This window comes from Fluoribacter gormanii (assembly GCF_900156395.1).
Taxonomy (GTDB): Bacteria; Pseudomonadota; Gammaproteobacteria; order Legionellales; family Legionellaceae; genus Legionella; species Legionella gormanii.
The window spans coordinates 1-16,231 of sequence record NZ_FTNL01000024.1 but is presented as its reverse complement, the minus strand read 5'-3'; the positions used below and the strand labels follow the sequence as shown (position 1 = coordinate 16,231).

Below are 16,231 nucleotides of genomic sequence, written 5' to 3'. Positions count from 1 at the left end.
TTTATCCTGTTAAACCTAAGGTGATTAAGAGCATATCGATCATCTTGATGCCAATAAAAGGGATTATAAATCCACCTAATCCATAAATTATTACGTTATTTCTTAGGAGTTCAGCGGCAGGAAGGCGTCTATATTTAATCCCACGTAAAGCTAAAGGTATAAGAAGAACAATAATAATTGCATTAAAAATTACTGCGGAAAGCACTGCAGTTTGTGGGGTTGCCAGGTGCATGATATTGAATACATTTAGAGCAGGATAGGTGCTCACAAATGCGGCAGGTAAAATGGCAAAATATTTAGCAATATCATTGGCGATACTAAACGTAGTCAGGGCTCCGCGTGTCATTAATAACTGCTTACCTATTTCTACTACTTCAATTAATTTAGTTGGGTTTGAATCCAGATCGACCAAATTACCTGCTTCTTTTGCTGCTTGTGTCCCTGAATTCATGGCTACAGCAACATCTGCTTGAGCAAGTGCTGGCGCATCATTTGTTCCATCACCAGTCATTGCGACTAAATGACCTTGAGCTTGTAGGTCACGAATCAATTTAAGTTTGTCTTCCGGTTTTGCATTGGCTAGAAAATCATCTACTCCAGCTTCACCAGCAATTGAAGCAGCGGTTAGAGGATTATCTCCAGTGACCATAATGGTTTTAATGCCCATTTGCCTTAGTTGTGCAAAACGCTCTCGAATTCCTCCTTTAATAACGTCTTTAAGACGAATGATTCCCAAGACTTTTGAGCCCTCTGTAACAACCAGTGCAGTTCCTCCCTGGCGTGAGATTATTTCAACATTATTTTTCACATTTTTAGGAACATGGCCTCCTAATTGATTGATGTATTCTTCGATTGCTTCAGATGAGCCTTTACGAATTTGTCGGGTGCCTAGATTTGCGCCACTCATACGCGTTTGTGCTGTGAACGGAATAAAGGTTGCCTGTAATGGCGCAAGAGTTCTAGCACGTAACTTATATTTTTTTTTAGCAAGAATAACAATGCTTCGACCTTCAGGCGTTTCATCAGCAAGTGAAGCTAATTGAGCTGCATCGGCTAAATCTTTGATATCGACACCTTCTGCAGGAACAAACTCGGTTGCCTGCCGATTACCTAGTGTAATCGTTCCTGTTTTATCAAGTATTAAAACGTCAACATCACCTGCCGCCTCAACTGCACGTCCTGATAAGGCAATGACATTGGCTTGAATCATTCGATCCATTCCAGAAATACCAATTGCAGAAAGTAGCCCGCCAATAGTTGTTGGCGCAAGACAAACAAAAAGAGCCACTAGCACTGTGATTGAGATGGCTGAACCCGCTTTAGTTACAGTGACACTGTAAATCGAAAAAGAGAGCAAGGTGCTACAAATTACTAAGAACACAATGGTTAATGCCGCAAGTAAAATTGTTAATGCGAGCTCATTAGGTGTTTTTTTTCTTTTTGCCCCTTCTACCAGGGTAATCATCCGATCAAGAAATGTTTCGCCCGGATTAGAGGTGATGCGAATAACAAGCCAATCGGAAATGACCTGAGTGCCTCCAGTTACTGCGCTACGATCTCCTCCGCTTTCACGAATAACAGGCGCGCTTTCGCCAGTTATGGCGCTTTCGTTAACTGAAGCAATTCCTTCTACAATCTCACCATCACTCGGTATGAAATCACCCGCTTCAACCAAGACCAGATCTCCGGCACGTAATTGCACGGATGGAATTACAGAGAATTTCGCATTTTTAGATGCCTTTGCCAATTTTTTAGCTTGAATTTCATGACGTGCTCGTCGCAGCTCTTGAGCTTGAGCTTTACCTCGACCTTCTGCCATGGCTTCTGCAAAATTGGCAAATAAGAGTGTAAACCAAAGCCACAAACTAACAGCAAGAATAAAAAACGGTGGTGCTTCACCTTTTCCCAGACATGCTTGTATAAAAAGAATCGTGGTGATAATTGAGCTTATATAAACGGTAAACATTACCGGGTTTTTTATTTGAATATGAGGTGCTAATTTGAAAAATGCGTCTCTTAGAGCGCCTTTTATGATGTTAAAATCCCAAATAGAATGCGATTTAATAGCCATATTTCCCCCAAAGCATCAAATGCTCCACGATAGGGCCAAGAGCAAGAGCTGGTAAAAAAGACAATGCTCCCAAAATCATGGCAATATATACTAATAAAGTGATAAAAAGTGGCGTATGAGTGGCTAATGTACCTGAACTGTTTGGAATACGCTTTTTCTTAACAAGTGAACCAGCAATTGCAAGAATAGGAATAGCAAGCCAATACCGGCTAATCAACATCATCACGCCACCGACAATATTATAAAAAGGTGTATTGGCATTTAAGCCTGCAAAAGCACTACCGTTATTATTCCCCATCGAAGTAAATGCATAGAGGATTTCTGTAAAACCATGAGCACCAGGATTCGCTATGGAGCTTATCCCAATGGAAGTTACCGTAGCATAGGCGGTAGTTATAAGTACAATCAAAGGCATAATTAAAACAGCAATGGAGGCCATTTTCATTTCATAAGGCTCAATTTTTTTGCCCAGGTATTCTGGGGTTCTACCGACCATAAGTCCTGCAACAAATACAGTGAGGATTATCAGCATGATCATTCCGGATAATCCAGAGCCAATGCCTCCAAAACTGACTTCACCTAAATGCATCATCCATAATGGAACCATCCCACCTAGAGGAGTGAATGAATCCAGCATGGAGTTGACTGAACCATTAGAGGATGCAGTTGTAGCTGTTGCCCAAATTGCAGAACTGACAACGCCAAAACGAGTCTCTTTGCCCTCCATGTTACCGGCAGGGTACAATTCAGATTGAGCTGTGGTATCAATCCCCATTTGGTGAAATGCTGGATTACCTGCTTGTTCGACAACAACTTCAAGTATTAAACATGGAGCAAATAAAATGGACATGGCTATTAATATCGCCCAGCCTTGTCTTTTATCATGAACCATGGTGCCAAACATAAAACAAAAAGCTGCAGGAATAAGTAAGATCGCTACCATTTCCAGAAAATTGGTCAATGGAGTAGGGTTTTCAAATGGATGTGCTGAATTAGCATTAAAAAAACCACCGCCATTTGTACCCAGCTGTTTGATGGCAATTTGCGATGCGACCGGCCCCATGGGAAGGATCTGTTCTGTTATTGTTACAGGTGTTGTTTTAGGATTACCCTGGTTATCTAATACAGTTTGACCTGTTGCATCTTTTATGGGTTGTTGGTAAGTAAATGGGTGAGTGAGGTTAATTTTTTGAAAAGGTTTAAAATTCTGAATGACGCCCTGGGAGCATAGAGTAAGTGCAAAAAGCAACGACAAAGGCAATAAAATATATAGTATTCCACGTACGGTATCTACCCAGAAATTTCCCAGACTGTTACTTTCATGTTTTATGATTCCGCGTATCAATGCAACTAATAAAGACATACCCGTTGCTGCCGAAATGAAATTCTGTACCGTTAACGCAAGCATTTGCGTTAAATAGCTCATTGTTGTTTCACCACTATAAGCTTGCCAGTTTGTATTAGTGGTAAAGCTTATTGCGGTATTAAATGCAAGCGTAGGTGAGGGGGACGGAAGTTCTTGGGGGTTCAAAGGCAAATAGAATTGGAGACGTTGCAAAAGATAAGCAATCAGTAATCCAGCTAAGTTTAAGAACAGCATCGCTGATAGATAGGTTTTCCATCCCATTTCTTCTTGAGCATGGATCCCGCAAATCTTATAGATTAGGCGTTCGCAAGGTCTTAATATAATGTCCAGGAAACAAGGACGGCCTTGATACACTTGTGCCATGTACCAACCTAACGGTTTTACAAGAAGCAACAAAAAGAACAGATATAATGCAATTTGTAGAAAACCAGGTTTTGTCATAAGGGGTCCATCCCATGTTTAAATTAAATCCATGGCTTAAAATAATTCGGGTTTGAATAATACAACCAACAAAAAGACTAATAAACCGAATGCAATTATTCCACAGCTTAAATACAAGATCATGATTCACTCCTTGATAAATAATCATAGAATCTAATTAGTCCAAAGGACAAGCTGAAAAAGAATAGGACAAGCAACATTAGTAAAAAATCCATTTGAGCTAAGTCCAGTTTATAAGTGTTCTTTAATTATAATACTAACTTGAGCTTTAATTGTTTGATTATAGTGATTCTGCATAAAAAAAATAGTTAAATTAATAATGAGTGATTAGCTAAGATGTTCGGGTGCCTTAGGCCATCGATTTACTGAATTATAGATAAGCAAAATAAAAAGGGCGTATTTAAAGTAATACGCCCTTTTATTGAATTTGGGATAGACAGTAAGATTGAGTACAGTCTTTTTTTACCAAGGTGGACTCCTCTGGAGTGTTTCAGGCTTCTTAGTACTTGCTAAGCTTGCTCACCGCACTCTCAATCTGGCTCCCAAAGTAATAATGTTGGCTGAACAATGTGTACTGTCTATGGTTTTATGATAGGCCACTCTGAGTATTAATGCCACATGATTTCACTGGTTTTTTGCAAAGATTTCGTTAAAATTAAAAATATTTTAATTAACTTGTTGAATCAATGAAGAAAATGTAGTGTGGAGTGTATTAATAATCACGTGGCCTGGCGCAGAGGAAACCCCAGTTTTGTTGCGCCCAGGCTACACGTCTTTAATTTGTTGCTTAGCCTTGTCTTTTAATCCCGAAAAAAGGAACGCCAATGTATGGTCTTCTTGCCGTATAGCTTCGAGGATTTTTTCCTGTTTGCAGGAAAATTTGGGTGTAGTAAAGTTTGCCTTGCTTATCACGGGCAACCCCTATGCCAGTCAAGTTATAATTTCCTACAATATTTCTTCTGTGGCCTGGGCTTTTGACCCATTGACTGACTACAATCTTAGCGGTTTTGTAGTTATATGCAACATTCTCGGCACCACCGCCAGTATTTTTAATCTGGGAGCGTAGTTTAGCAATCCGTTTGCCAAAATCTTGATGACCAAAAGGCATGCGATGATTGGCCATATCCTGAGAGTGTTGTTTGGCTTGAATTACAATATTGTTATCCATTGTAAGCTTGGATAAGCCATGTTGCTGACGGTATTTGTTAATATAAAATAAAACAGCATTTTGGATGGCGGTATCGCTTTCAACATGCTTTGCTGCCGAAGCGGCATAAGCATTGGACAATAAGTTAAAAACAATCAAACTTAAAATAACTATTTTGGCTTTTAAAGACATAAATATTCTCTTCGCGTGACAATAAAAATCGAGTGGAATAGTGACTAAAAAACTGTCATTTGTCTAGAGTTTATTTGTATCATATGAGATCAAAATAAAAAAATAAAAAACCATTTGATTAAAAATATTTATTTTCTGCTTTTGACAGCGTATTAATGACTCAAATTGGCTATAGCATCTTTTAAGTCTTCGACCTCGCCGGAATAATGAAAGTAAACTCGTTTTTTTGAACCGTCTATGATGCAGAGTGGTTCTTGAGGTTGATCACCAAACTGTTTAAAAACCCAGAATATTCCATCACTATGCTGGTTTTCTATTTCTTTTAATAAGTCCAGCATTTTATCGTTTTTCAGGGCAGAATGAGGACAATTTAGACTGGATGCGCCATGAGTTATTTTATAGGCGTAATGTTGCTCTTTCATGATAGTACTCCCTGCTATAGAGAAGTAGATCCATTTAGATTACATTATAGCCTATTGTTGACTCGCTGCATCTGTCTCTTAGTTACAAATTGAAAATCTTGGGGAAAATTTTTATAGATTAACAGACAACCCTAAAAGTACAGCATGTAAGGTTGGAATATTGGATAATTGCCCTCTTTTAGAATAAGTTTCAACATGAAAATTGGGCCCATTGCCACTGAATATTCCTTGATACAATAAGTTTAGGTTGGCCAAAGCAGTAATTGGATAGCCAAAGCCTGCTTGTATTTCGCCTGCTAATTGAGAAATGTCATTAAGAGGAACCCGCTCATCCCGCCAATGTCTGTAGGCAAGCCCACCTTTGAGTTGAGCAAAAAAAGAACTATTGCCCAGTGGATCGCTTTTGGATGTAATTAATAAATCCAATGTAGGGGCAAGAGTAGTTTGCATAGGAATCCATTTTTTCAGCGCGTGAAAAGCTTCTTGGGGCATATTGAGTTTGATTCGAGTGCCGGTTTGTAGTCCTAACTCCAAGCCCAAAGCAATATTACCAGCAAGCATCATTTCATTGGCTAGCGCTAATCGTCCTATTGGAACATTTTTATCTCTTGAGGATGTTACCTCATAAGTACCAGTGCCAGCACTAGCAGTAACAGACCAAGGTTGATCTTGTGATGTTAGTTTAGGGAAATAATCGCCAGCGGTTGCATTAAATGATAATAAAATTCCTATTACAATTAATTTCATATGCCATATCCCTAATGAATTGTTCATAATCATACCTTTGCATACCCGCAATCAGGATTTTCAGTTCCATCACTGCAAAAGCACCTATGGGAATATTAAACATAAAAAAACGGTAAGCACTTTTGTTAAGAGTTGACCGCCTTTTTATCAAATTTGGCGGAGAGAGAGGGATTCGAACCCTCGATACGTTGCCGTATACACACTTTCCAGGCGTGCGCCTTCGACCGCTCGGCCATCTCTCCAATTCGGGCAAGCTTATACAGGTCGGCTAATAAAATCAACCCTGTATTGACCTAAATTTATAACTTATTCGTAACTTACAATAGTTATTGTATATACTATGAATAAATGAGTTAAAAAGATTGTTACTATTTGGTTTGATTGTTTTTATTTTTGAAACAAAAAATTGTGAGCATGTTTTGTAAATAAAGGGATTAAATTATGTTAGCACGATATGTTATTTTCATCTTCAGCCTGATTTCTTCAAGCTCGCTTTGGGCAGAGATTACCTGTTATTACACTTTAGTTAAAGATAATTGTTGGATCAAATATGATGTATCTGTCGATGTGATGGATGCCATAAGCGCCAAAACTTTAACAACAGTTACTGTGCCTATTGGAAAATCGTGGACACGCCAGACTTTCCCTTGTCAACCGGGTCAAAAATTAATGTATCGAGCTCGATTTTCCCCAATTTTTTGGGAAAGTGACGCAGGTAAAACATATATTGCTAAAAATTATTGGTCTTTGCCTAATACAATAAATCCTGGGGATTCAGCCTGGAACGTGACAGTTTGCTATTCTAGTGATTTTTCATTAGTCCCTCTTCCTCCTAATGCACCGGGTAATTGCAGTTGTAATTTTGATGATATTCCAGCGATTCCGCTAAAAAAGATATAAATGGCATTAATTTTTATCTTTGTGTATGATTCTCGCTACAACATCAACTATTCTTTGGGAAATTTTTTTCCTTATTTTGTTGACGGAGCGACTGATGATTACTCTTCGAAATAAAATTGGTCAAATGTTAGTTATGGGCTTTGATGGGTGCGATATACACGATAAAAGCCCCATAGCTACATGGTTGTCTTCAGATGGATTAGGTGGTGTTATATTATTCGATCAGGATGCATCTACGAATTTATATGGTAAGAATTTAAAAAGTCAGACACAAATCAAACGATTAACCGATCAACTCAATCATTATTACCATTCTGCAGAGGTCAATTTCAAAAATAATGACTTGCCCTTATTAATTGCCATAGACTATGAAGGCGGAAGTATCGATCGTTTGTCTCGGGTCGAGGGATGTATGCCAACTATGAATGCACATAAAATGGCGCAATTATCCCCTGAGGCTTTGCGCGCTGAGTTGACACAAATGGCATTAACCTTAAAGTCTTTGGGGTTTAATCTTAATTTTGCTCCGGTTGTTGATTTGCATTTGCAAGATCAGCAAGGAATTATTGGAAGTTTACAGCGTAGTTTTTCCGCTGACCCTGATGAAGTTGTTCGTTTGGCCAGAACATTTGTAGATGTCTTCCATCACCATGGTATTGCATGCTGCTATAAGCATTTCCCAGGCCATGGCAGTGCATTAGGTGATACCCATAAAGGCTTTGTAGATGTTACCAATACCTTCCATGAGGATGAGTTGGTTCCTTATTACCAACTCGTGCGAGATGTTCATCAACCAACTCTGATCATGACAGCACATGTGGTGAATAAACAGTTAGATAATCAGGGGGTACCTGCAACTTTATCCCGCGATATTTTAACCGGCTTATTACGTAAGACAATGGGCTATGATGGAGTAATCATTGCAGATGACTTACAAATGCAAGCAATTACCGATCATTACTCACTTGAGGATGCTTTATGCCGGACAATCAATGCGGGTGCTGATATGCTCATTTTTGCAAATCAATTAGCAAAAATTACCGCGCCAGAATTGATTGAAATAATTGAACGTTTAGTGTTTGAGCAAAGAATAAATCAAAAAAGTATAGAGGAAGCTTATCGTCGAATCATCCGTTTAAAGCGACAGATCAATTGTCTTGAATTGATTGACTGATGGATCTGTAGATTTTAAAATCTCTTGACGAACATACGCGATGTGTTAGAATATCTCTAATTGTTCAATTTTTGATTAAAAATATAAGGTTTTTATGGTAGCTCACTCGACACAAACGAATCATCGCTCAACTCTCGCTCATTTTAAACTCGTTTCTTGTTGTTGCTGTTAATTTAATCTTCTCATTTTTACTTTTTTGATTTTAAGGATTATTAACATGTGTGCAGCGCATCAACAGAAAAAACTCATTCTCAGCACTCCTGTGCTATATGCTCTAATGATTGGTTTAGGTATCGTCAGTGGGATGTCAAATATAGTTTTTTTGAAGGAAATAGGGTTATTAATCTCCGATTTATTTATTAAACTGTTTAAATGCATTAGTTTGCCCATTATTTCTTTATCTATCATTGTTACTCTAGCCAACTACAAAACCGATGGATTCATGAAAAAGATTTGGCAACGAACACTGAAGTATACTTTTTCTACGACCATAGTGGCTGCAACGATTAGTTGTTTGCTTTATATTTTAATCCAACCCAGCTCCGTTCAGGTTAATTTGGATGCACAAACAGCCAACTCTGCGAGTAGTTTAGGGTACTTGGGCTACCTGGCGAATATTATACCTACCAATTTATTATCTCCTTTTCTTGAACAACAAGTAATTGGCGTATTGTTCTTAAGCATTATTATTGGTATTGCTGTGCGCCAAATTCCTGATGAAGAGTCTCGCGATACCATTACGCGGTTTTTCCGTGGCGCCCATGGCATGTTTTTAGTGATGACCCGTTGGATTATTACAATTATTCCTTTGGGATTATTTGGTTTTATTACCTCAACTGTAGTGCAGTTGCGCTCGGGGATGGATATTAAAGGAATAGGGGAGTATTTACTGATTGTTGTTTTAGCGAATGTAATTCAAGGTTTTGTAATATTACCTTTGTGGTTAAAAAAGAATAAGATTCGGCCTTTTGCAGCAATGCGCTCCATGCTTCCTGCATTATCAGTAGCATTTTTCTCCAAGTCTTCAGTAGGGACATTGCCTGTCACGATGAATACTATAGAAAGTAATTTACAAGTAAAACCATCAGTAAGTCGTTTTGTTTTACCTTTATGCACCAGCATAAATATGAACGGTTGCGCAGCTTTTATTTTTGCTACGGTCATTTATTTAATGCAGAATCATGGAATGCCAATTTCTTACGGCACGATGGTTTTATGGATATTCGTTGCTACTGTAGCTGCTATTGGCAATGCTGGCGTCCCCATGGGATGTTTTTTTCTAAGCATTAGTCTGTTATCAAGTATGAATGTTCCTATCGTGCTTATGGGCGTTATTTTACCCTTTTATGGTTTAATTGATATGTTGGAAACGGCTTTAAATGTTTGGTCTGATGCGTGTGTGACCAAAGTCGTGAATGATAAGGCGGTTGCCGAAGAGCAAGGTGAGTTAAAATTGAGGAAGGTAGCTGTATATGAGCCTGAGTTAGGTTAAACGTATATAGCTTATAATCACTATATGTCTTGGGGGCAGCGCAGCGAAACCCAGGACACTTATCCAACGAAATCCGATTTCGCTACTCTGCACTTAGAGCACAAACTACAAAACTTCGGGGGCGCTAATTTACGAAGCTATTTTTGAATTGTTTTCCTCGCTGTTCATTTTTCCTGCTGGGTTCAAGCACCTATGATTTTCATAGGGCTCGCAAAAATGTGCAAAATATTGTTTAAAGTTTGATACAAATATTTCCTCATTTTCCATCAGGAAAATTTTTTCAGGTTGTAGTTCAACGTAATTTGAATCGCGTAAAACAGCCTTATAAAAGGAGCTTGCATGAGAAGAAACCCATTTATCCAGAAAAGGAAGTATTTTATCTGGATCAGTGGTAAAGAAATTTTGATAAATATCACTAAATAGCTTGCTTTTCATTTCATAATTGCTTTTGAAATAAAAGCTACTGTGGTCTTTTCGATATTCTGTAAAAGGAGGTCTATTGGGTTTTTTTTTGATTCCTGCGGCGATATCCAAGGAAATGATGAGACCTTTTGCAGATTCTATTTTATATTCTGTTCCTAACAAATTAGTACCGTTGTATTCATTGAGGTAGGATTCCAGGTACGTAATTGCTTGATCACTTACAGGATCAAAATAGCTGCTGATAATGAACTGAGTCGCCAATTTAGTTTGTGGATTATAATAACAACTAATATAAATTGCATAAGTAAATTGTTCATTCGCTATATGTTGTACTAATATTTTATCAATTTGATTGTTCACCTCATCACAGGAGAGTTGCTGACTTTCTATATTTTTTTCCATACGAATAATTTGAGTCGGATAATCAATGCTGCGAGTGAACGGCTTATTTTGTCTTAAATTGTCTGTTTCATTAGAGTATGTGATGACCTGACTGTTTTTATTCTCCGGATTTTGTGAAATGGTTAAAGTAGTAACATCATCATCAAGGGTTTGGCTGAGAACAGATAGTGGTATTAAAATGAGAGGGACAACCAAGTAATTAACTTTCATAAAAAAACTCCTTTTTAGTCAGCCCAGTATTGCATCCTGCAAGATAAAAATTGTGCCTGGGTTATTTTGAGTATAGATGAGTGGATGAAAATTATTCTCCATGTTCATTGTTTTGGTAAGTATTTTTCAAAGGGATTTGGATCCAGAATATAATTGAGAGTTTGCTATACTTTTGTTCATGCAGGACATAAAAAAGCATTTGCCTGGAAATAAGGGATAATTCATGCAAAAACTATATGGGACTATTGTTTGGTTGATTGCAACATTGTTTGTTGTTTATTCTTTTTGTTTGAATACTGCGGCAGCAGTATTTTCAGAACCAATAAAAAATACACTTAGTGCCAGCGATTACGGCGTATCCATTGCAACAGGTGCGTTTATTTTAGGCTTTGCTTGCATGCAAATTCCCGCTGGTTATTTGCTTGATAAATTTAATCCAAGAATTGTAGTCAGCGGGGGAATTTTATTACTGGCTTTAGGGAATATTTTTATTTCTATTGCGGATAGCTTGACGATTTTTACATTTGCAAATTTCATACAAGGAATAGGTGCTTCTTTTGCGTTTGTTGCAGCGGCAGTTTTGATTTCCCAATGGTTTTCAGCACAGATATTTCCCGTATTATTTGGTTTGACTCAAACACTTTCATGTATTTTAGCTGGGGTTCTTCATTATTATTTTAAAGTAGAATTGATATCACATACATGGAATGAACTGTATCAATGGCTCGCGATTGCTGGTCTGATTTTATTCGTTTTATCTTCCATCCTTGTTCGTTCTCCATCTCGTTTAATAAGAGATAGCTCGATTTCACTAAAAAAATCTTTAGCGGTTGTTTTTAAAAACAAGCAAATTGTACTGTGTTCCGTTGCTGCAGCAACGTCGTTTGGTGTTTTACTTGCTTATGCGAGTTTATGGTTCATGCCAATTCAAAACTACTATTCAGTCGATAACCTGCAATCAATTATAATTAGTGGATTGATTTTTGTAGGGATTGGTATTGGTACCCCATTAATAGGGTGGTTTTCCAATACAGTCAAATCAAGAATTATGGTAATACACATCACTTTAGTCACTGGAACCATGGTCTTATTACTGGGAATTTATCTTCCTCACTACAGCATGAATTCATTTATTATTACTAAAATAGTTTCATTTTTGATTGGTTTTTTACTTTCAGGATCTATGCTTTTTTATACAATGGTCAGTGAAATTTCATCAGACAGTACCCGTGGTGTGGCCATTAGCGTATTAAATACGGCAGTTTTTCTATTTAATACCCTTTTATTATTCATCCCTTATTTGTTCATTACGACTGTATCCAAAGATTTTTTTACCTATCTGTGGATATTGCCATTTTGTACACTGTCCTCAATTTTGCTGATTTATTTTATTAAGGACACGAACCCTGAATAACATGGAGGTTGTTATGAGTGATAAAACAGCTTACAGAGGTGCAGTTTTTTATTTTAAAGACACGGCTACTATTGAAAATCTTCCTGATAATAAGAAAGAAAAACAATCAGAGCAAGAGTGTCATTATGTTTACATCGAGGATGGCATACTGGTTGTTGAAGCAGGGAAGATCGTTGATGTGGGGCGTTATGATGTCTTAAAGAATAAAATAGATGGGGTAAAACTGGTTGATTATAAAAATAAGATAATTACTCCTGGATTTATTGATACACATCAACATGCAACTCAAAGTGCAATTGTTGCAGCCTATGGTGAAAAACTGTTGGAGTGGCTGGAAGACTATGTATTTCCTGCGGAGAGTGTTTATAGTGATAGGGCGAGTGCAATAAAAGATTTAAATTTCTTTCTTGATTATCTTTTAAGAAATGGAACTACAACGGCCGTATCTTACGGACCGTTATTTTATGAGGCAACTGATATATTTTTTGAAGAGTTACAAAAAAGAAACATGCGTTTTGTAACCGGTAACATTTTGATGGATGAAAATGCCCCTGATAAACTCAGATTAACAACACAAGAGAATTATGATAATTGTGTTCGTTTGATCGAAAAGTGGCATAATAAAGGCCGGTTATCCTACTGTATTTCACCGCGGTTTGCTTTATCGTGTTCTGAGCAAATGCTTGAGTTGTGTGGCTCACTTAAAAAAGCACATCCTGATTGTTATATTCAAACACACCTGGACGAAAATCTGAATGAAATTGCTGCAGTAAAAAAACTTTATCCCTGGAGCAAACATTATCTGGATGTTTATGACCATTTTGGTTTGGTGACGGACCGAAGTGTATTTGGTCATTGCATTCATACAACAGATGAAGAGCTAGGACTGTTTAAAAAATCGGGTGCGATTATTTCCTGGTGTCCTTTGAGTAATAATTTTTTAGGTAGCGGTTTATTCAACTTTGCAAGAGCCTTCAAATACACCAATAAAATCACTTTAGGGACAGATTGGGGGGCTGGAAATTGTCTTTCAATGTTTGCGGTTTTAGATGATGCATATAAAGTTTCCATGTTAAATAGTGTGAAATTACCGAGTATGATGCGTTGGTATATGGCGACTTTGGGAGCTGCAAAAGCATTACAATTGGATGATAAAATTGGCACATTCAAGCCCGGAAAGGAAGCTGATTTTATAGTAATTGATCCTGATGCGACAACCTATCTGAAATATCGCCGTGAAAAAGTACATGATATTTTTGAGCTGTTGTTTATTTTGATGGCTTTGGGATCTGAAGATAATATTAAAGCAACCTACATTATGGGTAAGCCGGCGTATATTGGGGGCTGTTGATTTTTGCTTTCCCTGCTTGATGATTGTTCCGGTGAGATTTTAATGATGTTTCACAATAGGTGAAACATCATTAATCGAGGTAATCAAGAGTAAATCTTTAGGATATTAAACAAGAACTAATACCGCTGCATAACTTATCTTCGGGCAATGCAATAGGTGCTCTGTTTATTTTTGGAGCTGCAACTGGCTTAAGGAACGCATACTGATTTCGTCCAGGATTGCCCGCTGGATTGCGTTGTTGATTAGCAGGCTCTGCCTCTGGACGCGCGTGGATAGTGGAAGGTTCGGTAGCAAGAGTTTGTCTGCCAGCGTCAGCCTCTTTTTCACGACCATTGCCCTTAACAAGCTCAAGATCACTTTCTTCATCCGAGGCGTCAACAGACAAATCACTATCACTTATGTCATCAGTACCCGCGTCAAGCTCTTTTTCTCGACCATTGTCTTCAAAAAACTCAAGATCGCTGTCTTCATCCGAAGACTCATCAGACATATCACTAAAGTCATTAGTACTTACGCCAGCCTCTTTTTCTGTAGCGAGTTCTTCGTTTTTGTCAACGTCCATATAGTCATCAACGGGTTCAATTTCCTGTGCTACTAAATTGAGAGAGGCAAGAGCAGCACCCAGCTCATCAATAGTTTCCGTGCGGTCAGCAATATGTTCGCTATTCTGTATTGATGATTCTAAAGCGATAGCTTGTTCTTCGAGCTTGATAAAATTTTCTAATACACTATCTGTATGTTCTTTCGAAATTACTTTCAAGGTCTTAGCGATTTCATCGTGACCCCACAAATTGTCTAACATATTATTAACATGTTCAGGATAATCAGAATAAGATTCGCCAGTTCCTTTAATGGATGCCATTAAAGTAACATCATCACCTGCATACCTATTCAGGCGTAAGGTTACATTTTTAGGGATCATATGCGGATATTTTGTAAAAAACTCGTTCAAATGACCAACTAAGATATCATACCTGTCGTCAAAGAAATCAAAGATAATTTCTTCATTAGGATGATCTACAGCTGCTTTTTGCATCTGCGCAAATAGCAGCGTTCTTTTAGTTTCATCCATCGTACATTCAGCATGCTCATGTTGAGGGTCGTCATTCAAATACGCACCGGAAGTAACTTCTTGCATAATTAAATGATAAGAAGTTCCATAAGGAAGATTTCCAGCCACATCCGCCAAAAGAAAAGGATCAAATGTAACATTCAGATCAGCACATACTGTTTGAATCGCAGGACAACATGAACCTTTAAACGCTTTTGGATGGCCCATGTTAATACAATCAGTCTCATAGGATTGCCTATTGGAGCCGATCAATGCAACCACATTATCAAAAGCAGCATTTTCTATTTTTAGTTGATCTAAAAATGCTCTATTGTGGACAAGAACGGCATCTCCTAAATGCTTTTTGAACTCTAAATGTGGCGATTGAATGTAATCTAGATTAAATAAACACCCATCAAAGTCAAACGATAAATAACGTATAGCCATTTTAAAACCTTTTATAAAAATTAATTGGTTAAATTTTAATTGAGATAAGATTTGATGGTTCCTTTATAATTCAAATTACAACGCTTAGTTAGTAATCGGAAAGGGAAACCCGTAAGGTCGTTCATGAGTTTTTATGTCGCTGCTATGGGACTAGCCGATACAAAAAGCACTGATTAACTTAAATATCTATCTCAACATCAAATTTGCTTATTGATTTAGTTAACTAAGTCTACCAGTCCTCCATTCAGTACAGACAACTCCTGTAACTTGCTTCATGAAAATCAACAAGTTGCTTGTTATCTGATGAATAATTGAATAATGATTAAGCTGGTATTTTAATGACCTTTTATTAAGAGAATATTAAATAGGATAAATTTTTTTACACGCGCAATTGGATGAGTTTTGCGAGATACATGGCTGTCATCGTAAAGCGGCAGCAAGGTTATTCAGACAGTTACCTATCTCTGATACAAAACCTAAAAAACTAGGTAAAAAGAAAATTAATGACCCTAGTATATTATTGGAGCCGCTTAGAAAGATTTGGCTTGCTACTGTCAAGATGTGCATTATGCATATTCAAGCCCGACAAGGAAGCTGACTCTATTTTGATTGATCCTGATAGCACAACCTATCTGAAATATCGCCGTGAAAAAGTACATGATATTTGTGAGCTGTTGTTTATTTTGATGGCTCTAGGATCTGAAGGTAATATTAAAGCAACCATACATTATGGGTAAGCCGGCGTATATTGGCGGCTGTTGATTTTTGCTTTCCTTGCTTGACGATTGTTCCGGTGAGATTTTAATGATGTTTCACAATAGGTGAAACATCATTTTGAGATGATAAAGAGTAAATCTTTAGGATATTAAACAAGAACTACCGCTGGTGCATAACTTATCTTCGGGCAATGCAATAGGTGCTCTGTTTATTTTTGGAGCTGCAACTGGCTTAAGGAACGCATACTGATTTCGTCCAGGATTG

At 37.6% G+C, this 16,231-nt stretch carries 13 protein-coding genes and 1 tRNA gene; 5 read left to right on the top strand and 9 right to left on the bottom strand.

What is annotated here, in order from left to right:
• Nucleotide 1: 1 nt before the first annotated feature.
• The 7 genes from kdpB to BW930_RS13725 form a co-directional block, all read right to left on the bottom strand.
• A complete protein-coding gene (gene kdpB / locus BW930_RS13755; protein ID WP_058468965.1) occupies nt 2-2,071 on the bottom strand; it encodes a potassium-transporting ATPase subunit KdpB in 2,070 nt (689 codons plus the stop codon).
• Nucleotides 2,061-3,878: a potassium-transporting ATPase subunit KdpA gene (gene kdpA, locus BW930_RS13750; RefSeq protein WP_058468966.1), complete on the bottom strand. Its 1,818-nt coding sequence runs from the start codon at nt 3,876-3,878 to the stop codon at nt 2,061-2,063. The genes kdpB and kdpA overlap by 11 nt, the downstream gene beginning before the upstream one ends.
• A 36-nt stretch (nt 3,879-3,914) precedes the next feature.
• A complete protein-coding gene (locus tag BW930_RS17545) occupies nt 3,915-4,001 on the bottom strand; it encodes a potassium-transporting ATPase subunit F (protein WP_076547564.1) in 87 nt (28 codons plus the stop codon).
• Between the two features lie 664 nt (nt 4,002-4,665).
• Nucleotides 4,666-5,217 carry a CAP domain-containing protein gene (locus BW930_RS13740; RefSeq protein WP_058468967.1) on the bottom strand — a complete coding sequence of 184 codons (552 nt, stop codon included), beginning with the start codon at nt 5,215-5,217 and terminating at the stop codon, nt 4,666-4,668.
• Nucleotides 5,218-5,369: 152 nt separating this feature from the next.
• The gene (locus BW930_RS13735; RefSeq protein WP_058468968.1) at nt 5,370-5,639 is read right to left on the bottom strand and encodes a hypothetical protein; all 270 of its coding nucleotides are present in this window, start codon (nt 5,637-5,639) and stop codon (nt 5,370-5,372) included.
• Between the two features lie 111 nt (nt 5,640-5,750).
• Nucleotides 5,751-6,386 (bottom strand): hypothetical protein, encoded by a 636-nt coding sequence (locus BW930_RS13730; RefSeq protein WP_058468969.1) that lies wholly within the window; start codon nt 6,384-6,386, stop codon nt 5,751-5,753.
• Between the two features lie 154 nt (nt 6,387-6,540).
• Nucleotides 6,541-6,628: transfer RNA gene (locus BW930_RS13725), tRNA-Ser, on the bottom strand.
• 199 nt (nt 6,629-6,827) lie between these two features.
• Between BW930_RS13725 and BW930_RS13720 the strand changes: the two genes are divergently transcribed.
• The 3 genes from BW930_RS13720 (at nt 6,828) to BW930_RS13710 (ending at nt 9,952) form a co-directional block, all read left to right on the top strand.
• Complete coding sequence (locus BW930_RS13720; protein WP_058468970.1) at nt 6,828-7,286, top strand: hypothetical protein; 459 nt, start codon at nt 6,828-6,830, stop codon at nt 7,284-7,286.
• 94 nt (nt 7,287-7,380) lie between these two features.
• On the top strand, nt 7,381-8,460 hold the full coding sequence (locus BW930_RS13715; RefSeq protein WP_058468971.1) for a glycoside hydrolase family 3 protein: 1,080 nt from the start codon (nt 7,381-7,383) through the stop codon (nt 8,458-8,460).
• Nucleotides 8,461-8,677: 217 nt separating this feature from the next.
• Nucleotides 8,678-9,952 carry a dicarboxylate/amino acid:cation symporter gene (locus BW930_RS13710; RefSeq protein ID WP_058468972.1) on the top strand — a complete coding sequence of 425 codons (1,275 nt, stop codon included), beginning with the start codon at nt 8,678-8,680 and terminating at the stop codon, nt 9,950-9,952.
• 129 nt (nt 9,953-10,081) lie between these two features.
• Here the strand turns inward: BW930_RS13710 and BW930_RS13705 are convergent, their stop codons facing one another.
• Complete coding sequence (locus tag BW930_RS13705; RefSeq protein WP_058468973.1) at nt 10,082-10,987, bottom strand: Lpg0189 family type II secretion system effector; 906 nt, start codon at nt 10,985-10,987, stop codon at nt 10,082-10,084.
• Between the two features lie 223 nt (nt 10,988-11,210).
• Here BW930_RS13705 and BW930_RS13700 point away from each other — a divergent pair, with 223 nt between their 5' ends.
• Entirely contained in the window at nt 11,211-12,401 is a 1,191-nt protein-coding gene (locus BW930_RS13700; protein WP_058468974.1) for an MFS transporter, read from the top strand.
• A gap of 13 nt (nt 12,402-12,414) precedes the next feature.
• Nucleotides 12,415-13,752: a guanine deaminase gene (gene guaD, locus BW930_RS13695; RefSeq protein WP_058468975.1), complete on the top strand. Its 1,338-nt coding sequence runs from the start codon at nt 12,415-12,417 to the stop codon at nt 13,750-13,752.
• Nucleotides 13,753-13,849: 97 nt separating this feature from the next.
• On the opposite strand, the gene BW930_RS13690 is transcribed toward guaD, so the two are convergent.
• A complete protein-coding gene (locus tag BW930_RS13690) occupies nt 13,850-15,250 on the bottom strand; it encodes a hypothetical protein (RefSeq protein ID WP_076547563.1) in 1,401 nt (466 codons plus the stop codon).
• Nucleotides 15,251-16,231: the final 981 nt, after the last annotated feature.